Origin of the sequence: Thiosocius teredinicola, assembly GCF_002009425.1 — a bacterium.
In the GTDB taxonomy this organism is placed as follows: Bacteria; Pseudomonadota; Gammaproteobacteria; order Chromatiales; family Chromatiaceae; genus Thiosocius; species Thiosocius teredinicola.
Genome location: NZ_CP019936.1, coordinates 1,976,168 through 1,995,825, shown reverse-complemented (window position 1 = coordinate 1,995,825; position 19,658 = coordinate 1,976,168). Strand labels below are relative to the sequence as shown.

General features: G+C 60.7%; 19 protein-coding genes. 2 read left to right on the top strand and 17 right to left on the bottom strand.

Annotation, left to right across the window (positions count from 1 at the left end; translation table 11 throughout):
* Positions 1–163: 163 nt before the first annotated feature.
* Together B1781_RS09580 and B1781_RS09575 are read left to right on the top strand one after the other, a co-directional pair.
* Positions 164–892 (top strand): hypothetical protein, encoded by a 729-nt coding sequence (locus tag B1781_RS09580; RefSeq protein ID WP_125931992.1) that lies wholly within the window; start codon positions 164–166, stop codon positions 890–892.
* A 111-nt stretch (positions 893–1,003) separates the two neighbouring features.
* The gene (locus B1781_RS09575; RefSeq protein ID WP_078119454.1) at positions 1,004–1,624 is read left to right on the top strand and encodes a glycine-rich domain-containing protein; all 621 of its coding nucleotides are present in this window, start codon (positions 1,004–1,006) and stop codon (positions 1,622–1,624) included.
* 25 nt (positions 1,625–1,649) lie between these two features.
* Here B1781_RS09575 and B1781_RS09570 read toward each other — a convergent pair whose 3' ends face one another.
* The 17 genes from B1781_RS09570 to B1781_RS09490 form a co-directional block, all read right to left on the bottom strand.
* The gene (locus B1781_RS09570) at positions 1,650–2,831 is read right to left on the bottom strand and encodes an MFS transporter (protein ID WP_078119453.1); all 1,182 of its coding nucleotides are present in this window, start codon (positions 2,829–2,831) and stop codon (positions 1,650–1,652) included.
* 89 nt (positions 2,832–2,920) lie between these two features.
* A complete protein-coding gene (locus tag B1781_RS09565; RefSeq protein ID WP_078119452.1) occupies positions 2,921–3,397 on the bottom strand; it encodes a hypothetical protein in 477 nt (158 codons plus the stop codon).
* A gap of 120 nt (positions 3,398–3,517) precedes the next feature.
* Entirely contained in the window at positions 3,518–4,336 is an 819-nt protein-coding gene (locus B1781_RS09560) for an energy transducer TonB (protein ID WP_164513323.1), read from the bottom strand.
* Positions 4,337–4,554: 218 nt separating this feature from the next.
* Positions 4,555–4,983 carry a DUF2946 family protein gene (locus B1781_RS09555; protein WP_164513322.1) on the bottom strand — a complete coding sequence of 143 codons (429 nt, stop codon included), beginning with the start codon at positions 4,981–4,983 and terminating at the stop codon, positions 4,555–4,557.
* Between the two features lie 139 nt (positions 4,984–5,122).
* Entirely contained in the window at positions 5,123–5,554 is a 432-nt protein-coding gene (locus B1781_RS09550) for a Spy/CpxP family protein refolding chaperone (protein WP_078119449.1), read from the bottom strand.
* 162 nt (positions 5,555–5,716) lie between these two features.
* Positions 5,717–6,322, bottom strand: a complete 606-nt coding sequence (locus B1781_RS09545) for a hypothetical protein (protein WP_125931990.1) — start codon at positions 6,320–6,322, stop codon at positions 5,717–5,719.
* 213 nt (positions 6,323–6,535) lie between these two features.
* Complete coding sequence (locus B1781_RS09540) at positions 6,536–7,717, bottom strand: O-succinylhomoserine sulfhydrylase (RefSeq protein WP_125931989.1); 1,182 nt, start codon at positions 7,715–7,717, stop codon at positions 6,536–6,538.
* 229 nt (positions 7,718–7,946) lie between these two features.
* On the bottom strand, positions 7,947–9,467 hold the full coding sequence (gene purF, locus B1781_RS09535; RefSeq protein WP_078119445.1) for an amidophosphoribosyltransferase: 1,521 nt from the start codon (positions 9,465–9,467) through the stop codon (positions 7,947–7,949).
* 30 nt (positions 9,468–9,497) lie between these two features.
* Entirely contained in the window at positions 9,498–9,992 is a 495-nt protein-coding gene (locus B1781_RS09530) for a CvpA family protein (protein ID WP_078119444.1), read from the bottom strand.
* A 70-nt stretch (positions 9,993–10,062) separates the two neighbouring features.
* On the bottom strand, positions 10,063–10,665 hold the full coding sequence (locus tag B1781_RS09525; RefSeq protein ID WP_078119442.1) for an SPOR domain-containing protein: 603 nt from the start codon (positions 10,663–10,665) through the stop codon (positions 10,063–10,065).
* A gap of 42 nt (positions 10,666–10,707) precedes the next feature.
* Positions 10,708–12,000, bottom strand: a complete 1,293-nt coding sequence (folC, locus tag B1781_RS09520) for a bifunctional tetrahydrofolate synthase/dihydrofolate synthase (protein ID WP_078119441.1) — start codon at positions 11,998–12,000, stop codon at positions 10,708–10,710.
* Between the two features lie 3 nt (positions 12,001–12,003).
* Positions 12,004–12,864 carry an acetyl-CoA carboxylase, carboxyltransferase subunit beta gene (accD, locus tag B1781_RS09515; RefSeq protein WP_078119439.1) on the bottom strand — a complete coding sequence of 287 codons (861 nt, stop codon included), beginning with the start codon at positions 12,862–12,864 and terminating at the stop codon, positions 12,004–12,006.
* Between the two features lie 47 nt (positions 12,865–12,911).
* Positions 12,912–13,718: a tryptophan synthase subunit alpha gene (gene trpA, locus B1781_RS09510; RefSeq protein WP_078119438.1), complete on the bottom strand. Its 807-nt coding sequence runs from the start codon at positions 13,716–13,718 to the stop codon at positions 12,912–12,914.
* Entirely contained in the window at positions 13,715–14,929 is a 1,215-nt protein-coding gene (gene trpB / locus B1781_RS09505) for a tryptophan synthase subunit beta (RefSeq protein WP_078119437.1), read from the bottom strand. Before trpB ends, trpA begins: the two co-directional genes overlap by 4 nt.
* Positions 14,916–15,539, bottom strand: a complete 624-nt coding sequence (locus B1781_RS09500; protein WP_078119436.1) for a phosphoribosylanthranilate isomerase — start codon at positions 15,537–15,539, stop codon at positions 14,916–14,918. Before B1781_RS09500 ends, trpB begins: the two co-directional genes overlap by 14 nt.
* A gap of 63 nt (positions 15,540–15,602) precedes the next feature.
* Entirely contained in the window at positions 15,603–16,400 is a 798-nt protein-coding gene (gene truA, locus B1781_RS09495; RefSeq protein WP_078119435.1) for a tRNA pseudouridine(38-40) synthase TruA, read from the bottom strand.
* Positions 16,401–16,457: 57 nt separating this feature from the next.
* Positions 16,458–19,622, bottom strand: coding sequence for a FimV/HubP family polar landmark protein (locus B1781_RS09490; protein ID WP_078119434.1), 3,165 nt, complete (start codon positions 19,620–19,622; stop codon positions 16,458–16,460).
* Between the last annotated feature and the right edge of the window lie 36 nt (positions 19,623–19,658).

The window sequence follows — 19,658 nt, the reverse complement described above, 5'->3', positions numbered from 1 at the left end:
GAGGCTGGCGGAAATCGGTCAGCGCCTTTCTCCTGAAGAGAATCGATAATGAAGAACGGTCAATTGTTTGTTCATATAACGATTCAATGAGTAAATGTCGAAACCTTTCAATCTGGCCACATATGTTTGTCTAGACATCTTTCACGTCACGGAGACGAAGTCCATGGATAGTAACCCGTTCTTCAAATGGGTCTGGCGACTAAATGGCATATTGCTGCTGATTGCGGTATTGGTCGTCACCGCATCGATCGGTTATGAGGCAATTCGCGCTTTCACACAAAACCCGCAGGAATCTGCCGTTGTCACCAATGTGGCAGACGACCCTTCCGGCACAGAAAAATGGGTACTAGGAGGCATGCAGGATCTGCCCGGCACCGAGTTGGCAATGATTTCGCTGGTATCGGAGAACGACCAAGTAGCCATGAAGAGATCGGGCTACCTGGGATCTGGCGGCCGATATTGGGACCCGAGGTCGGGACCAGCAAAAAACATCCTGTTCCTCGACAAGGTATCCAATCGTTCGTATTGGTTATTCCCTGACAATCAGCAAATAATTTATTCCTCGGCCCCGTTCCCCCCCGTCCGCTATGGGGAACAAAAGGAAAGGGCAACCAAAGCCATTTTCTACGAGTTCATCACAGTGGATTCCAACACCGATGGCGTGATGAATGAAGCAGACAAGGTGTCGTTGGCGATCTCTCATCCGGACGGAACGGGATTGTCGGTGATTGCACCACAGTTCGACCATGTCATCGGCAAGAATCTAACCGGAGACAATCAAGCCATCGTGGTGTACCAAATCGACGGGATTGCTCACTCTACACTCGTGGATCTGGCGTCGTTGAAGATCACCCATACAACCGAGCTGCCAAGAGTCAAAGACCCTGATTAATCACCACCCCCCTGGCAGGTTTACAATGCCCGCAACACTGATAACTAAAGAACGGAACTGCTCGTGAACGGCTTTCATCTATTCCTTTTGCTAGCTTCCCTTACAGGCATCATGCTGTTCCTCGCTAAACTGCACCGCGACAAGCAGCTTGCTTACATCGAAGACTACAAGTTTCACCGCTCGCTGCGTGACAAGCTCACCGAAAAGCACCCCACCCTCGATGACGAACAGATCGATCTGGTATTTCGCGCGCTCAGGGACTATTTCTGGATGTGTAACAAAGGCAAGCGACGGATGGTCGCGATGCCCTCGCAGGTAGTCGACGATGCGTGGCACGAGTTCATCCTGTTTACGCGCAGTTACAAATTGTTTTGCAGCAAGGCGCTCGGCCGGTTTCTACATCACACGCCAACCGAGGCGATGAGTTCGCCGACCGTTGCACAGGAAGGCATAAGACGCGCATGGCGGCTGGCCTGCGCAAAAGCCAATATCAATCCACGCACACCCGACCGTCTGCCACTGATCTTCGGCATCGACGCTCTGCTGAACATCCCCAACGGATTCACCTATGTGCTCGATTGCCAAGATCGAAACTCGCCCGCCTATGGCACCGGCTATTGCGCCGGCCACATCGGGTGCACCGGGGGATGTGCCGGCGATTCCGGCGGATCTTCTTGTGGCGGAGATGGTGGGTCGGGTTGCGGCGGTGGTGGCTGCGGCGGCGGAGATTAACGGCACCTGCTGCCGCCACCTTCCGCTATGGCGATTGCCTAGTGCGAACGTAGCGCGAGAGTACGACGTTGAGCGCGAGCAGACCCACCATGGAGATCGACATTATTTGAAAACCGTACGAAGAGGTCATCTGGCCGGCCACGAGCTGGCCGAGCCCGGCACCGACATTCAGAAAGATCATAAAGATGGCAAACATCGAAGCAGCAATCCCGGGATTGCTCAGCGTCATTGCCATCGCCGCGTACAAAGCCATAAAGAAGCCGTACGCAACGCCAATTAAGGCAGCCATGACGTAAACCCAGGCCTCGGCATCGACCACCGCCAGACCGAGGCACCCACTCGCTGCGATGAAGCTAACCACGACAAGGCCATTGCGATAGCCGAGTTTGTTTGCAAAGACGCCGAACAAGGTCGCACCAACCAATCTACCCAGCATGGCGGCGATCAGCACCCAACTCAGCTTGTACAACTCAAATCCCTTGGCGGACGCGAGATTCAAGCTCAGAAAGGTCAAGATGCCATCGAGCGCCAACGCAAACAGCACCCCAATCAGCGCAAGCAGCCAAATCTGGCTATTGTCGAATGACGAGAACGCATGCCAACTAAAGGTCGTCGAATGCGAAGCGGTCGTAAGCTTGCGCAAGCTTATAATCAACAGCATGCCAGGCAGGCAGAATACGGCCACCATTACGAACAACGCAGACCATCCCCACTGTTCGACCAGCAAGGGTCCCATCAGCATCGCGTACAATATGCCAGCTGCGCGGGCACCAACCATCATGCCCTGTACCTGTGAGCGATCATCTTCGGGCGTGATTTCTACCGCGAGCCCATCAGTGCAGGTGTCGTACAAAGCCATACCGACTGCGCCGACCAGAGCAGCGATGAAGAACAGCTGCCAATCCCTGGCATCGGCAATGGACGGCATGAGCAGGAACGCACCGGCCTGGATCAATAGCCCCAGCAAGATATAGGGATGCCGATGGCCAAGTCCGAACAGGCTGAAGCGATCGCTGATCGCCCCGAGAACAATTTTGAGCACGAACGGTAGAATCAGCACCGCTTGAAAGGCGCCGATGTCCTCCGCGTCGTATCCCATTCCTTTCAGAAACACGATGTTGTACGAAAGGAAGTAACTCAGCGCTCCACCCTGCGCGAAATACAGGCTGCCGAACAAAAGCAATCGATACTGCTGAGCAAGTGTCATAAAAAGATTGGCCGACGAGCCGATTCCATAAAGAGCTGAACCTCAGATGCTACATCCACGCCCCGCGCAACTCAGCAACTCTCGCAGCGTTAATCAGACCGCGCCACATTGTCGTCATGCCGTTTTGCCCAGCCAAAGCCGGGTGCGTAGTCGAGCGACGGATCGTGACGCACAATTCGTCTGCTGACAGGCAGCGCTAACTTGAAGCCAAACAGCGTGACGACCGGCGGGAACAGTAACCAAAAGGTCTCAAACTGTTCTTCATCGGTGAAACCGTTATGCGCAGCGTCCGCAATACCGAAGGCCACTCCGATCACGAGCAACACGAAATTGATACTGAGAACGAATCGTCTGAAATACCTGGCAGGCCCTGCAGCCGAATAACACAGGATCAATGCCACAAGATTAAACGCCGGATAGATCGCCGGCACGAGATACGCAAACTCCCTCTCAGGCACCTCGCGAAACAGCGGCAGAGGATTAAATACCAGCCAAATGAAAAATGCCAAGAGCGCCACGTTGAGAAGCACGGCGACGGTTCTTCTGAACATCTGCAGTTTGTGCACGCGCTGGCTCTCCGTTTCCGACTCGCCGACGCACTATAACGCGCCAGCCAGGTCGACGCAGCTGTGGGCGATCGCGCACTTGGTAACGCCGTGGTATTGCGTACAGCAATCGGTGACCTGCTAGCGTTTCAACAAGAAAGCGATCGGCACCTTGATCGGCCAGCTGTCGCGTTGGACATTCGGCGGAAACGGCTTGAACGGTGTCGTACGCCGTAGCGTTTTCAACGCGGCCTCATCGAGTCGTTCGTACCCGGATGATTCAACGATCGCGAGATCGCTCAGTTCGCCGTTGCGTTGGATCACGAAGCTGACGACGACCTGCCCCTGTTCTGCTCGACGGCGCGACGCACGCGGGTAAAACTTGTTGCGGTTGATCGCGGCGACCAATGCGGCAAGATAGTGCTGCCGTTCGGTTGTCGATACCGTCGGGGCAGGCGGGCGTGACTCGGCTGCATCGGCGAGTCTGACCGGTGCCGGATCGACGGAAACAGGCGAGACACGGGCGAGCTGGTTGACGGGTGGTTTGGCCACCTTCGGTGGTCGCGGTGGTTTGTTCACCGGTCGTGGTCTGCGTACCGGCTTTTGCGACACACGGTTCTCGGTCTTAGCCTGCGTTTTCGGCTGGGCTTGGACGACCGGTTCCGGTGGCTCTGCCTTGGGCGGCGGCGGATTCACGACGGCAGGCGGTTCCGGCATCGTATCTGAGACCGGCATGGTTTCAGGTGCAGACACGGGAGGGACCGGCGGCGCAGGCTTCAACATGGTAACGGCCACGGTCACGCGCTCGACCGGCGCCGGCACTGCTTTTTCTTCGATTAGCTTTTCAGGCCACCAAGCGGCGAACAATGCCGTGTGAAATATGCCGGAAACGATGAACGCCAGACGGATCGACACGACGCCTACGCCCTGCTCTTTCGACTCGCAAGGTCCGGCATGCATGCTGAACCTCGACCTGCTGCCGATAGCCTGAAGCATGCGGCACCGGGTTCGTCATTCACGATATCGCTGCGGCAGATCGATCGCACGAAAGACATCACGCTTGTAAACACGCCGCCTTTGCGCCACCGGCCAGGCGTTGCATACGCCGCGCCAGACAAACAGAAACTCATAACCACCCTCTTGATCGAGGAACTATTTAGAACGGTTGGATATAGGTTTCAGGCGATTGGCGGGGCGCGCGTGGCGTAGGCAGAGAAGCGCACCGAGCGGTGTAGTCGGTCGCTGGTATGGTCGATCGCATGCGCTGCAAATAGAACCCGGGAAGGCGGCACAACGGGCTGCGCAAGCTGTACGGCACCCGCCATTTGGAACAGTTTCAGTGCCGGGCAATGATCGTGGTTGTCGAATGCCGGAACAGCATCGGACGCCAGATCGATAGTGACGATCTTGCTGCCGTTCAACGTGCAGACAACCACCTGCTGTCCGCCAAGATCATGGCTGACGACCGGGGTGACAAGATAGGTCAACACCGGCTGCAGCAAAAACCCGGCGATCAGAACCCAGGCGAACGCACGGCTGAGCGACCGGGGAAACCGGCCGTTTCGCAATACCCTTGTGTGTCTGCTGCGCTCCAAACTCGTTTCCATTACCACCGATGCAGATCGGATTGATTGGCGCACGCACTAACGCACCAAACACTCGCAGACGATATTCATCGCTGACAGCGGACAATGCAAGTATCGCAGGCCGCAACGCTCCCCACCGACGCTTGCAATTTAACCTCGATCAGTTTTGGTACAGCGAAACCACCTTTTTGAACTGCTCCGGGCTCAGGATGCGAATCATATTGTCGCGGCAGTCGGCCTTGGTCGAGACCAGATCGGTACGCTCATTCATGATTCTTGATGCCATGACCATGAGTTCTGCCTTGGGCTTGCCGGCAACTGCTGCGTCGAAGAGCGCCTGTTCCAGCTCGTGGATGTGCGCCACCTGATCGTGCATCGGCTTCTGATGAGCATTGCGCCACTCGGCCAGTGCGCTGGCCTGCTCTTCGCTCAGGTCGAGTTGGCCGCCATGCTTGACGACCACCTGCATCAGGTTCGGCATCGGGTTGGCATGCGCCATCATCGCGCCGAAGTTGTGCTGCACACGCCCCTCGGCCAACACGACGCCCGCGATCACTGCCATCACTACCGCAAGTAATTTGAAGATCTTCATCTGCCGATCCCTCCATCAATGGATTTTCGTCGTTCCATTCTGCGCCTGCCCAACTCAGCGACGGTTGCGCCCGGTCAAGCCTTGCTCGTTGGCCAAAAAGGCCATGCACGCAGCAACAAAAAAACCCCGCCGAGGCGGGGTTCTTACGACTGCTGACTTCAATCAGTTGAAGCTGAAGTTGTCGCGCATGATATAGGGTGCGCGACGGGCGTTCTTCTCGAACTCATCACCGACATCGATCGGGTTCGGTATTGAGATCGACGGGGCCTTCCAGCCCGGCGGTACCCGACCCATACGATGCGGTGCATTCATCATGTCGTCCCATGCGCGCGACATGCCTTCTTTCGGATCACCCGGATCGACCCAGGAGGGAGGACCACCACCCCATACGCCCTGGCGCATCGGATTGAAGCTATCCGGACGCGACATGTCGAAACTCTGCATGAAAGGCATGCCACGGAACGGGCTGCCGCCGTTGAAAGGACCACCGCCATACGGTGCGCCACCATAGGGGCCACCAGCATAAGGGCCGCCACGGTACGGACCGCCGCCGTAAGGCACGCCGGCATATGGCGCGGCGCCATAAGGTCCGGCCGCGTAAGGCGCCGCCACCGGGCCGCCGTAGGGCGCCTGCGCAGGCGCTGGAGAATAGCCGTAACCCTGGGGCACGAAAGGCGCTGCACCAGCCTGCGGCGCGGCCTCGTCGGCTGTTGCGGCCTGACCGGCGAACAGCATCAGCGACGCTGCGAAAATTCGGAAACTTGCCATCAAACTCTCCTAAGTTTATATGCATCTCGCGATGCGACGCTTCGCACGCCTGCACCGAAGTATAGAGAACGCGTTTGGCTCAGAGGAAATTCGCGGCATCCAGCGTGCTGTATGAGACCCGCCCGGTCTCACCCTTAGAGCTCCGTTTAAGTTGTATTAGTCTATGCTAATGTACTTAAAGACACAAGACGGACTTTGCGCTCGCAACCTGCGTCAGATCAAGCCGCGCTGCAAATCATCGCGAATATCGCCGACGTCTTCGAGCCCGACGGCCACGCGAATCAGGCCGTCACTGATGCCGGCCGCCGCCCGCTGATCTACCGACAAGCGCCCGTGCGTCGTGGTTGCCGGATGGGTGATCGTGGTTTTCACATCGCCGAGATTGGCGGTGATCGATAGCATACGCGTCGCGTCGATCACCTGCCATGCGGCTTCGCGACCGCCGTCGACCTCGAACGCCACAATGCCGCCCGGCGCCTTCTGCTGCAACTTCGCCAACGCATGCTGCGGATGCTCGCTTAAACCCGGGTAATGCACCTTGCTGACGCGCGGCTGCTGCACCAGCCAATCGGCCAGTTGCTGCGCATTCGCCGAGTGTGCCTGCATGCGCAACGACAGGGTCTCCAATCCCTTGAGAAAGATCCAGGCGGCAAACGGGCTCAACGTAGGTCCGGCCGTGCGCAACACGCCGAACACCTCTTCGCCGACCCGTTTGGCATCGCCGACAACTGCACCGCCGATCGCCCTGCCCTGGCCGTCGAGGTATTTGGTAGCCGAGTGGATGACAATGTCCGCACCCAGCGCCAGCGGTTGTTGCAGCGCCGGCGTACAAAAACAGTTGTCGACGACCAACACGCAATCGTTGGCGTGGGCCAGGTCGGCCAGCGCCCGGATGTCGCCGAGTTCGGTCAGGGGATTCGACGGCGTTTCAACGAACAACAGGCGCGTGTTCGGTTTGATCAGGCGCTCCCAGTCGGCAATGTCGCTGAGCGCTGCGTAGTCGGTCGAGATACCGAAGCGCGCCAGGTACTTGTCGAACAGCACCGTGGTGCTGCCGAAGATGCTGCGCGAGCTGACGATATGGTCGCCGTGCTGCAGCATCGCCATGCAGGTCGCCAGAATCGCCGACATGCCCGATGCAGTCGCCACGCAGGCCTCACCGCCTTCGAGCGCCGCCAGGCGCTGTTCGAACGCGCGCACGGTCGGGTTGGTGAACCGCGAATAGATGTTGCCTTCGCTGTCACCGGAGAAACGTGCTGCGGCTTCCGCCGCACTACCGAACACGAAGCTCGACGTGGCGAAGATCGGTTCGCTATGTTCACCTTCTGCGGTTCGCGCGTGACCGACACGGATACCCAGGGTATCGAATCCCCAATCGAATTCGTCGTTGTTCAAATCCTGATCCTCCACCCCTCCGGGAAAGGGGCACAAAAAAACCCGCCCGGGCTCAGCCGAAAGCAGGTGTCACCTCGCTTTAGCGGTATTTTTAGAGCGCCCGCAATCTGAGCCAAATCGGCGCTTGGGAATAGAGACTAGTCGGCGACGGCCGCAGGGTCAACGTCGTCGGGCAGCTTATGACCCGCTACGCCCCCCGTCACTGGGGGGGACGAGCGGTGGCAGACACTCAACGATCGTTGTGCAGACCGATGACGGTGACCGGCTTGGTTTCGTCGCGCGTGGTCTTGGCGTCGTCGTTGCGGCAGGCTTCGAGGTGCTCGAGGTAGGCGTCGGTAATGTCGCCGGTGACGTACTGGCCGTCGAAAACCGACGTATCGAAACGCTGAACCTGCGTCTTGCCTTTCTTGCCGACGGCATCGATCAGGTCTTCGAGATCCTGGTAGATCAGGCCGTCGGCGCCGATCCAGTCGCACACTTCCTGTTCGGTGCGCCCATGCGCCACCAATTCGCTGGCGGCAGGCATATCGATACCGTAGACATTCGGATAACGCACCGGTGGCGCCGCCGAGGCGAAATACACCTTGTTGGCGCCGGCATCGCGCGCCATCTGCACGATCTGACGCGAGGTGGTGCCACGCACGATCGAGTCGTCGACCAACAATACGTTCTTGCCCTTGAACTCGACATCGATCGGGTTGAGCTTTTGGCGCACCGATTTCTTGCGGACCGTCTGGCCGGGCATGATGAAGGTGCGGCCGATGTAGCGGTTCTTGATGAACCCCTCCGTGTAACGCACGTCGAGTTCATGCGCCAGACTCATCGCCGAGGTGCGACTGGTGTCGGGAATCGGAATCACGACATCGATCTTGCCCTTGCTCATCACGCGCTGAATCTTCTTGGCCAGCTTGCGCCCCATGCGCAAGCGCGCCTTGTGGACGAAGATCTCGTCGATGATCGAGTCGGGTCGTGCAAAGTATACGAACTCGAAGATGCACGGACTGCGTTGCCAGGTCTCAGCGCATTGGCGGGTATGCAATTGGCCGTCTTCGGTGAAGATAATCGCCTCACCGGGGTCGACATCACGCACACGATCGAAGTCGAGCGTGTCGAGTGCCACGCTTTCCGAAGCGACCATCATCTCAGGGCCATTCTCGGTATCGCGCACACCGAACACCAAGGGGCGAATGCCGTTGGGATCGCGAAACGCAATGACACCGAAACCGGGAATCATCGCCACGGCGGCATAGCCACCGCGACAGCGCTGATGTACGCCCGACACCGCGCGAAACACATCATTTTCATCGAACGACAAGTTCTGCGTCTGCGCGGTCAGCTCGTGGGCGAAGACGTTCAACAGAATCTCGGAATCGGAATCGGTATTGATGTGACGACGATCCTCGCGGAACAGGTCGCGCTTGAGATCATCGGCGTTGGTCAGATTGCCGTTGTGTGCCAGGCAGATGCCGTACGGCGAGTTGACATAGAACGGTTGTGCTTCGGCTGACGACGAGCACCCGGCCGTCGGATAGCGCACATGCGCCACACCCATTCGGCCCGGCAGGTTGATCATGTGCTGGTTATCAAAGACATCGCGCGCCAGGCCGTTGTCTTTGCGCAAGTGCAGTCGTCCATGATCGCAGGTCATGATCCCGGCCGCATCCTGGCCGCGATGCTGCAGTACGAGCAAGGCATCGTACAGGGACTGGTTGACCGGCCCCGACCCCACCATTCCGACAACTCCGCACATCTTGAATTTGCCCTCTAGCCGACCAACGGGCTAAGCAGTGTAACGAAAACGATCCGCCAGTTCCGGCGGCAACAGATCGAGTAGCCAGAATGCCAGCTCTTGGAAATAGCCGACCAGACTCGACTGTACCCACCAGCTTTCACCGGGCATCGGTGTCAGGCCGGCGAGAAACACCAGCACGCTGACCAGCAGCACCCCGCGCGCCGCGCCGAACACCATGCCGACCAGCCGATCGGTGCCACTCAATCCGGTCTTTTCGATCAGTTGAACGATGAGGAAGTTTACCAGCCCGCCGACCATCAGGGTGACGATCATCAGGATCGCGAACGCGATGCCCAATCGGGCCGTCGGCGATTCGATCCATGCGCGCAGCGGCACTTCCAGATCGCGGAAAAAACTCCAGCTCACCCAGAAAGCGAGCACCCAGACCGCCAGCGAAAAAGCCTCGCGGACAAAGCCGCGCAGCAGACTGATCATCGCCGAGACCACGATGATCACAATGATGGCGATATCGAGCCATGCCATCAGCCAAGCACCCCAAGCAATGGCACGGCGACCCAAAGCGTCACCGGCCGGTACAACCTAACCAAGCACATCACGGATACTGCTGAACCTTCGGATTGGTTCCGGACAACGCCTTCACTTTGTCCAGCATCCCCTCGGCTTCGCTCTTCTCGATGACCGGACCGACCCGCACCCGGTAGTAGCGCTTGCCACGGATATCGACGAACTCCGGATCCGGAGTCGGCATGCCGGCTTCACGCAGCTTGGAGACCAGTCGCTCGGCATTCTCCTGGCTGGAGAAGCTGCCGACCTGGACCACCCAGGCGGTCAGGCCGGCACGGATCTTCGGTGCCGGCGGCGCCACAGGTCTGGCGACAGGCTCCGGCGGCGTCTGCGCGGTGGCGGTCGGCGTCGGTTCAGCCGGTTCGGGATCGGGCAATGCCAGGTTGCCGCTATCGGCATCGACGACATCGTCGGGCACTTGCGGCTCCGGCGCCGGCTGTAGTGGTGTCACGGCCGGGATCTCGTCGCGCAGCATGTCGGAGGCAAAATCATTGGCCGGAGGTTTCGATGGCAGCGGCGGCAGGGCCGGCGGTTCCGAGGGTGGCTCCTCGAACAACATCGGGACAAATATCACCGCCAGCGACGCCAATACGGCAGCGCCGATCAATCGCTTCTTTAGCCCTTCTTCCATTGCATCTCTGCCGTCGTGAAATAGTGAATTATACCGGGCGAATCACGCGCCAACCTCCCCGTCGGCACGCGTATCCAACCATGCCATGGCGGCACCGACCGTGAGAAACGAGCCGAACACCACCACCATATCGTGTTCGCCGCTGTCAGCAACGATAGCGGACAAGGTCGCGTCGATATCCGCCATTGCGGTCACCGGGGTATCGCCCAGTTCCGGCTGCATCAGCGTGGCCAGTGCCTGCGCCGACAGGCCTCGCGGCTGGGACGACAAATCGAGCAGATACCAGGCATCGAAACGCTTGGCCAATACCCGAGCCACCCCGGCGGCATCCTTGTCGGCCAGCATGCCGCAGACCGCGATCACCTTGCCCTGCGTAAAGTGATCTCCCAGCATGTCGCTCAATACGCCGGCCGCTTCCGGATTGTGGGCCACATCCAGCACCCAGGTCGGTCGACCAGGCCGCACTTCGAAACGACCGGGAATGCGTGCCGCCAACACCCCGGCGCGCGCCGCGCGCTGATCCAGCGGCAGACGATCGGCGACGCAGTTGAGCGCGACCAGCACGCCGGCGGCATTGTCGATCTGAATCCGACCGCGCATACCGGGTATCGGCAACGCGCGTCGCCCGAGGTCCGGTGCTTCGATGTCCCAGCTCTCGCCGCGCCTGACTACCCGGTAGTCTTCCCCGGCAACGATAAGTTTCGCACCGATCCTGTCGGCCTCGCGCCTGATACTCGCCGGCATCGCGTTGGACGAGAACACGCACGGCCTGCCTTGGCGCATGATTCCCGCCTTTTCGCGACCGATCGCGTCGAGATCGTTACCCAACCAATCCTGGTGGTCGAGACTGATGCTGGTGATCACGGCGACGTCGGCGTCGATCATGTTAACCGCGTCCAGGCGCCCGCCAAGCCCGACCTCGAGAATGACGGCGTCCAGGCCGGCCTCGGCAAACAGCCACAGCGCGGCCAGGGTACCGAACTCGAAATAGGTCAACGGCGTGTCACCGCGCGCCTCATCGATCGCCGCGAACGCGCGACACAGGCCGACATCGTCGACCGCTGTCTGATCGATGCAAACTCGTTCGTTGTAGTGAATGAGATGGGGCGAGGTATACACGCCGGTGCGGTAGCCGCCGGCGACCAGGATGGCCTCGGCAAACGCCACGCTGGAACCCTTGCCGTTGGTGCCGGCAACCGAGATGACCGTGGCGTTGAGTGATGGAGCACCGAGCGCGCTCCATACCTTGCGCACCCGGTCCAGGCCCAGATCAATGGCCTTCGGGCTGAGACCGGTCTGCCAATCCAGCCATTCGGCCAGCGATGAGAATCTCATCGGTCAGGTACGCGTTTCACCGCTGAGCATACTGACGACATTGGCGATGCGGTCGCGCATCTCGCGCCGGTCGACGATCATGTCGATCGCGCCATGATCGAGCAGAAACTCGCTGCGCTGAAAGCCTTCGGGAAGCGTCTCGCGCACGGTCTGTTCGATAACGCGTGGTCCGGCAAAACCGATCAACGCACCCGGCTCACCGATGTTGATGTCGCCGAGCATGGCGAAACTCGCCGATACACCGCCCATGGTCGGATCGGTCATCACCGAGATGAACGGCAGGCCGCGACGCGACATGCGCTGCAATGCCGCCGAGGTCTTCGCCATCTGCATCAATGAAAACAGCGACTCCTGCATACGTGCACCGCCACTGGCGGAAAAACACACCATCGGACAACGCCGCTCGATCGCCGCATTCACGCCCTGCACGAAGCGCTCACCGACCACCGAGCCCATCGAGCCGCCCATGAAATCGAATTCGAACGCCGCGGCGATGATGTCGCGCGACTTGAGCTGACCGCGCATCACGACCAGCGCGTCTTTCTCGCCGGTCTTCTTCTGCGCCGCGGTCAGGCGTTCTTTGTATTTCTTGCTGTCTTTGAATTTGAGCGGATCGCCGGATTCGAGATCGCCGGCGATCTCTTCGCGCGGTTCGGCGTCCAGAAACAGATCGAGGCGACGGCGCGCGCCGATGCGATTGTGGTGATCACACTTCGGGCACACCTCCATGTTGCGCTCCATCTCGGCGCGGTACAGCACCGCGTTGCAGCTGGGACACTTAGCCCAAAGACCCTCCGGCACGACCTTTTTGGTGCCGCCTTCCGTCCGGATGCGGCTGGGCATCAGTTTTTCAAACCAGCTCATGCAAATCCCCGTTTGAACGATCGCGCAATTCTACCAGAGTACGCGGCTCAACCCGCATCCATTGCCGATCGCATACCAGCCAACAGAGCCTTGATCTCTTCAATAGCCTGGGACGGATTCTGCAGGTTGGCTTCGATGCGCGACACCAGCGCGCTGCCGACCACGACGGCATCGGCGAACTGCGACATGGCGGCCGCCATCTCGGCGTCCTTGATGCCGAAGCCGACACCGACCGGCAGATCGGTACATGAACGGATCTCGGCGAGCTTTTCGCGCACACTGTCGAGCGACAGATTGGCTGCGCCGGTCACACCCTTGAGGGAGACGTAGTACACGAACCCACTGGCCGCCGAGGTGATGCGCTCGATGCGCGCGCGATGGCTGGTCGGTGCGAGCAGAAAGATCGGGTCGATGCCCTTGGCCTTCATCGTCGGCACAAAGCGCTCGCCCTCTTCCGGCGGAATATCGACCGTCAGCACGCCATCTACCCCTGCAGCCGAGGCCTCCTCGGCGAAGGCCTCATAGCCCATGACTTCGAGCGGATTGAGGTAGCCCATCAACACGACCGGGGTCGCCTCATTAGTCTTGCGGAACTCGCGCACGATATCGAGTACGCCGTGCAACGACATATGGTGCTCAAGGGCGCGCTCGCTGGCGCGTTGAATCACCGGACCATCGGCCATCGGGTCGGAGAACGGCACACCGAGTTCGATGATGTCGGCGCCGGCCTCGACCAGGGCATGCATCATCGGCAGGGTGAAATCGGGCGTGGGATCGCCCGCGGTGACGAACGGAATCAATGCCTGCCGACCCTGTTCCTTCAGCGCGGCAAAAACACCGGCAATACGACTCATATCTTCAAACCCTCCCGGGCTGCCACGGTGTGCATGTCCTTGTCGCCCCGGCCGGACAGATTCACCAACAGGGTCTGATCCTTGCTCATCATCGGTGCGAGCTTCATCGCCTGTGCGATGGCGTGACTGGATTCGAGGGCCGGGATGATGCCTTCAGTGCGCGTCAGGCGATGGAACGCTTCGAGTGCCTCGTCGTCGGTCACGGCGACATAGTTGGCGCGCTGGGTGTCTTTCAGCCAGGCGTGCTCCGGCCCGACACCCGGATAATCCAGGCCGGCCGAGATCGAATGCGTTTCAATGATCTGCCCGTCGCGATCCTCCATCAGGTAGGTGCGGTTGCCGTGCAATACCCCCGGGGTGCCGGCACACAGCGGCGCGGCGTGGTGACCGGTATCCAGGCCGTCGCCGGCCGCCTCGACACCGTAGATGGCGACATCGCTATCGTCGAGGAACGGGTAGAACAGTCCGATGGCGTTGGAGCCGCCGCCGACGCAGGCGACCAGGGCATCGGGCAGACGTCCGGTCATCGTCATCATCTGCTCGCGCGCCTCGCGCCCGATCACCGCCTGGAAGTCGCGCACCATCGCCGGGTACGGATGTGGGCCGGCCACAGTACCGATGATGTAGAAGGTGTCATCGACATTGGTGACCCAGTCGCGCATCGCCTCGTTAAGTGCATCTTTGAGCGTCTTCGAGCCGGACGACACCGAGCGCACCTCGGCGCCGAGCAGGCGCATGCGGTAGACGTTCGCTTCCTGGCGGGCGACATCGACCTCACCCATGTACACCACGCACTCCAGCCCGAGGCGCGCAGCCACGGTAGCCGAAGCCACGCCGTGCTGGCCTGCACCGGTCTCGGCGATGATCCGCGTCTTGCCCATGCGTTTGGCCAGCAGCGCCTGGCCGATGGTGTTGTTGATCTTGTGCGCGCCGGTGTGATTGAGGTCTTCACGCTTGAGATAGACTTGGGCACCGCCGAGCTCGCGGCTGAGCCGCTCGGCATGGTAGATCGGCGAAGGTCGGCCGACATAGTGCTGCAGGTCTGCATCGAGTTCGGCGAGGAACTCGGGATCTTTCAGGTATTTCTCATAGGCGACGCGCAACTCGTTGAGCGGTTCCATCAGGGTTTCCGCGACGAAGATGCCGCCGTAGGGGCCGAAATGGCCGCCGGCATCCGGCAGGTCGGCCCAACGGGTTTCAGATTTGTGCACGTCTTACCTCTTCGATAAAGGCTTTAATCTTTTGCGGGTCTTTGATGCCCTTTTCCGCCTCTACGCCGCCGCTGACATCGACCGCATAGGGCCGCACGCGACGGATGGCATCACCCACGTTGTTCGCATCAAGACCGCCGGCCAGTACGATTTCGCCGGCCAGCTCGGGGGGAATCAGATCCCAGTTGAACGTCTCGCCGGTGCCTCCCGGCACACCCGGCATATAGGCATCGAGCAGCAGGCCGCGGCCTTCACCGTAAGCCTGCCGCTGGGCCACCAGGTCGGTGCCCGGTTTCATTCGGATGGCCCGCATCCACGGGCGGGCGTAGCGCTGGCAGACCTCGGGCGGTTCATCACCGTGAAACTGCAACAGGTCGATCCCAACGGTCTCGACGACCCGGCGGACCAGATCGTCTTCGGCATTGACGAACAAACCGACGGTAGTCAGGTACGGTGGCAGCCGGCGTACGATCTCGGCAGCCCGCTCGATGGCAACGTTGCGCGGGCTGCGCTCGTAGAACACGAAGCCGATCGCATCGGCGCCGTGCTCGACCACCGCCGCGGCATCATCGAATCGCGTTATGCCGCATATCTTAACTCGGGTTCGCATAACGGCACATTATGACGCAAAAAGGCGTCCATTTGCCGTTGCTTCAGTCATTGATTGTCTGCGTCAAACATCGCCCGTCATGCCGACAAACGGCACCGGTGGCGGCAACGGAAGGTCGAACTCCGGCGGGTACCAGACACGCTCGAAGTACAGTCCATCGGGCGGCGCGGTGACCCCGCCCAGGGTGCGATCACGCAGTTCGAGGACCTCGTCCGCCCAGCTCTCGGCCTGTTTGCCGCTGCCGATCGCGATCAGCACCCCGGCGATGTTGCGGATCATGTGGTGCAGAAAGGCATTGGCATGCACGCGCAGCTCGATCAGCTCACCGGCGCGGCGCACGCTCAGCGAATGCAGTGTGCGCACCGGGCTCTTGGCCTGACAGCCGATCGCGCGGTAGCTGGAGAAATCATGCGTACCCACCAGGGCCTGACCGGCGCGGTGCATCAGATCGGCGTCCAGTTCCCCGTGTACCCAGGTGGTACGGCCGCCCAGCAGCGCGCTGCGCGTGGGCCGGTTCAGGATCAGGTAGCGGTAGCTGCGTGCCTGTGCCGAGAATCTCGCATGAAAGTTGTCGTCGACCGGCTGGGCCCAGGTGATGGCGACATCGTCCGGCAGGTTGACGTTGCCACCCAATACCCAGTTGCGCGGCGCGCGCTCGGCCTGGGTGTCGAAGTGCACCACCTGGCCCACCGCATGCACGCCGGTGTCGGTCCGTCCGGCACACACCACGCGCACCGGGTGCGCCGCCACGGTCGACAATGCGGCCTCGAGCTCACCCTGCACGGTGCGCACGGCATGGCGCTGTAGTTGCCAGCCTTTGAAGCGCGAGCCGTCGTATTCGATACCCAGTGCAATTCGCATAAAAAAATACGGGCGCCATCAGGCGCCCGCATACTTCATCACATTTAGGCGATCAGATCAGCCGAGTTCAGCCAACAGCTTCTCCGCATCGTCGCGTTGGTTATCGTTGCCCTCGGCAACGACCTCTTCGAGGATGCTGCGCGCGCCGTCCTGGTCGCCCATGTCGACATAGGCGCGTGCCAGATCGAGCTTGGTGGTGACTTCGTCTTCACCTTCCAGTTCGCCCGGGCCGCTGATCTCGTCGAGTTCGAGCGTGTCGGTCTCCTGATCGGCCGAACTTTCATCGGCATCGAATGCGGTATCCAGGCTGATCGGCTCGTCCAGACCCTGCGGTTTCTCACCCTTGTCTTCCTCGACCAGACCGAGGCCCGCCGGCGGCGGCTCGTCCAGGCCGGAATCCAGCACCGACAGATCGCTGAGCTCGTCGAGTTGTGCCTGCAGTTCGTCTGCACTGAAGTCACTGTCGGCGTTCATCATGCTTTCTTCGCTGTCGATCGCCGCTTCCGCGTCAGCCATCATGCTGTCGAGGTCGAGCGAATCGGTGATGTTGTCTTCGCCGCTTTCCAGCGCAGCGACCGACTCGACACCCTTGTCCGGAGAGAACTTGAGGTCGTCGTCCAACTCATCCAGCGAGATGCTCTCGGGAATCTCGGACGTCGGTGCCTCCATGACCGCCGTAGTGTCGTCCTCGTCGTCGAGGTCGAGCATGATCGAGACTTCGGACGGCGGCTCGAAGGTATCGGTGATATCCGGATCCTGATCGGCGTCGGACGACATGTTCAGATCGAGATCACCCAGCGACAGGGTATCGTCGTCGACACTCTCCGAACGGTGGACAGCGGCGATCGATGCGCTCGCAGCGGCACCCGCCGCAGCGGCGGCCGGAGCGGCGGAGTCGCCACCCTTGTTCGCGAACAAGGGGTTGTTCGGGTCGAGTTCACGCCCCATGTCCTGTGCGCGCATCCAGGCGTGCTCGTCGACGGCATCCTGACCGGCCGCAACCATCTCTTCGGCGAGGGCGCCGAAGGCTGCGGTATTACGCGTCGCATAGTGCACTTCAAGCAGTTTGTGCTTCAGCGCGAGACGCTCCGGTTCGCGGTTCATGGCCTGCTTGAGCAGCTCTTCGGCTTGCTGATAGCGACCATAGGCGATGTACACGTCTGCCTCGGAGACCGGGTCCACTTCACCGGTTTCGTCCTGCAAGGCGTTCATTTCGCTCGGAGAGAACTCGTCGAGGAAGGAGCTGTCGGGCAGTTCGTCCTCGGCATCCTCTTCTTCGAGACCGGTGATATCGGCGTCGGCAACCGGTGCTGCCGCGGTGGCGGCACCTGCCGCAGCGCCCGCTGCCAGCAGTTCCTTGCCGTCGTCTTTCTTGCGACCACGAGCGACCATCCATCCCAGCAGGCCGAGCAGTACGACACCGCCACCGGCGATCGGGATCATGTTGTCCTGCACCATCGCCATGATCGAATCGGAGTCGCCAGCGGCGGCATCCGGCGCGGGGGTCGGTTCAACCGGCACGTCCGCTACCACGACTTCACCCGGGGTCTCGCTGGCGGCAGCCGTCTCTTCGGCCGGCGCCGGCTCACTGCCGGTGTCGATGACCAGTTCTTCGGATGCCGTGGCCGGCGGTTCGTCGCCGATCACGATCTCCTGGCCCATCTCGGTTTCGGCAGGTGCAGCCTCGCCTTCGCCGGCAGCTGCAACAACCGCATCCGGATCAACCTGAGGCGGTACATCCTGGATCGGCGCAGACAGGTCGACTTCCGATGCTACCGGTGCCTCTGCAGGCGCCTCGTCACTGGTGGATTCGACGATCGTGTCCGGATCGACCTGCGGTGCGATGTCTTCAATCTTGACCTCGCTCGGCATGCCATCGGCGACGGTGTCGGCCACGCCTTCGACGGCATCCTTGGCGTCGGCCATGACAGCATCGAGTGCATCACCGGCCTCAGCAGCGGTTTCTTCACCCGGTGCCGCCTCGCCTTCGGCCATGGCCTCGGTAGCCGGCGTCTCTTCGGTTGCCGGCGCAGCACCATCGCCGGTGGTGATCTGATCCTGCAGCTGCGCCAGTTGCTCGTCCTTCAGGCTGAGCAGCTTCTGCATGTCGGACAGACGGTCTTTGAGATCGTCGACCTGACCACGCAGGGACTCGGCCTCTTGGCGCGAGGTCTCGGCGTTTTCACGTGCCGCCAACAGACGTGCGCTCAGCTCGTCGGAGGTGGTCGCCGTAGCGTCGTCATCGCCGGCACCGGCTTCACCTTCGCCTTGCGGGCGGGCGGTGGCGATGCGCAGTTGGTCGCTGGCATCGCTCTCGGATTCGGCTGCTGCCGCTTTGGCATCAGCACCCTCTTCGGTCGCTGCCTCTTTCGCATCGGCTTCGGCCTGCTCTTCAGCCGCGGCTTCCTGCAGTTTTTCGTTGCGTCGCGCCAGCCATTGATCCTGCTGCTCGCGATAGGCGTCGCGCGCCTCCTGGCGGCTCATTTCCTTGATTTCGGCGACCGACGGTACCCGCAGTATGCGACCTTTGCGCAACAGGTTGATGTCGTTGCGCACGAAGGCCTGCGGGTTGGCCTTGTACAAGGCCATCATCATCTGCTCCATGCTGACACCGGCGGGCAAAGTCTTGCGAGCAATGCCCCACACGGTGTCATTCTCCTGCACCGGGCCGTATTCAAAGCCTTCGGTGCTCGCCGGGGACGGGGTTGGAGCCTGACTGGTAGTTGCTGCTGCACTTGGCTTCGCCGGCTTGGCTGCCGGTTTCGGCGCCGGTGCAGCGGCCTTGGACTTGGTGGTCTGGGCAATCGCCGGCGGACGACGCTTGGTCGTGGTCGGCGGATCGAGCAGTACCGTGTACTCGCGCATCAAACGGCCCTTCGGCCAGTTGACCTCGACGAGGAAGTTCAGAAACGGCTCACGAATCGGGAAATCCGAGGTGACCTTGACCACGGCCTTGCCGCGTTTGGTCATCGTCGGCTCGAATCGGAGCAGCGTCAGATAAAACGGACGTTCGATGCCGGCGCGGGCGAAGGCATCTTCGTCCGCTAATCGAACACGGACACCGTCCAACTCTTCGGGGTTGACCGAAAGCAGGCTGATGTCGCCATTGAAATTCTGGTTCAGCGTGGACTTGGAGCTCAGCTCTCCCAATCCAAGAGCATGTACCGGAACACTCAGAGTCCCTAATGCCAGTGAAACCGCTAATGCCAACTTGCGGACCATGAATCCTCCCTCAGGTGCTTCTCCGCCCCGATTTCA

Excerpts from the sequence above, each read along its gene's own strand:
- B1781_RS09580 (WP_125931992.1), top strand. The coding sequence starts at position 164 with ATGGATAGTAACCCGTTCTTCAAATGGGTCTGGCGACTAAATGGCATA.
- B1781_RS09575 (WP_078119454.1), top strand. The coding sequence starts at position 1,004 with ATGCTGTTCCTCGCTAAACTGCACCGCGACAAGCAGCTTGCTTACATC.
- B1781_RS09570 (WP_078119453.1), bottom strand. The coding sequence starts at position 2,831 with ATGACACTTGCTCAGCAGTATCGATTGCTTTTGTTCGGCAGCCTGTAT.
- B1781_RS09560 (WP_164513323.1), bottom strand. The coding sequence starts at position 4,336 with ATGCATGCCGGACCTTGCGAGTCGAAAGAGCAGGGCGTAGGCGTCGTG.
- B1781_RS09555 (WP_164513322.1), bottom strand. The coding sequence starts at position 4,983 with ATGGAAACGAGTTTGGAGCGCAGCAGACACACAAGGGTATTGCGAAAC.
- B1781_RS09550 (WP_078119449.1), bottom strand. The coding sequence starts at position 5,554 with ATGAAGATCTTCAAATTACTTGCGGTAGTGATGGCAGTGATCGCGGGC.
- B1781_RS09545 (WP_125931990.1), bottom strand. The coding sequence starts at position 6,322 with ATGGCAAGTTTCCGAATTTTCGCAGCGTCGCTGATGCTGTTCGCCGGT.
- purF (WP_078119445.1), bottom strand. The coding sequence starts at position 9,467 with ATGTGCGGAGTTGTCGGAATGGTGGGGTCGGGGCCGGTCAACCAGTCC.
- B1781_RS09530 (WP_078119444.1), bottom strand. The coding sequence starts at position 9,992 with ATGGCATGGCTCGATATCGCCATCATTGTGATCATCGTGGTCTCGGCG.
- B1781_RS09525 (WP_078119442.1), bottom strand. The coding sequence starts at position 10,665 with ATGGAAGAAGGGCTAAAGAAGCGATTGATCGGCGCTGCCGTATTGGCG.
- folC (WP_078119441.1), bottom strand. The coding sequence starts at position 12,000 with ATGAGATTCTCATCGCTGGCCGAATGGCTGGATTGGCAGACCGGTCTC.
- accD (WP_078119439.1), bottom strand. The coding sequence starts at position 12,864 with ATGAGCTGGTTTGAAAAACTGATGCCCAGCCGCATCCGGACGGAAGGC.
- trpA (WP_078119438.1), bottom strand. The coding sequence starts at position 13,718 with ATGAGTCGTATTGCCGGTGTTTTTGCCGCGCTGAAGGAACAGGGTCGG.
- B1781_RS09500 (WP_078119436.1), bottom strand. The coding sequence starts at position 15,539 with ATGCGAACCCGAGTTAAGATATGCGGCATAACGCGATTCGATGATGCC.
- truA (WP_078119435.1), bottom strand. The coding sequence starts at position 16,400 with ATGCGAATTGCACTGGGTATCGAATACGACGGCTCGCGCTTCAAAGGC.
- B1781_RS09490 (WP_078119434.1), bottom strand. The coding sequence starts at position 19,622 with ATGGTCCGCAAGTTGGCATTAGCGGTTTCACTGGCATTAGGGACTCTG.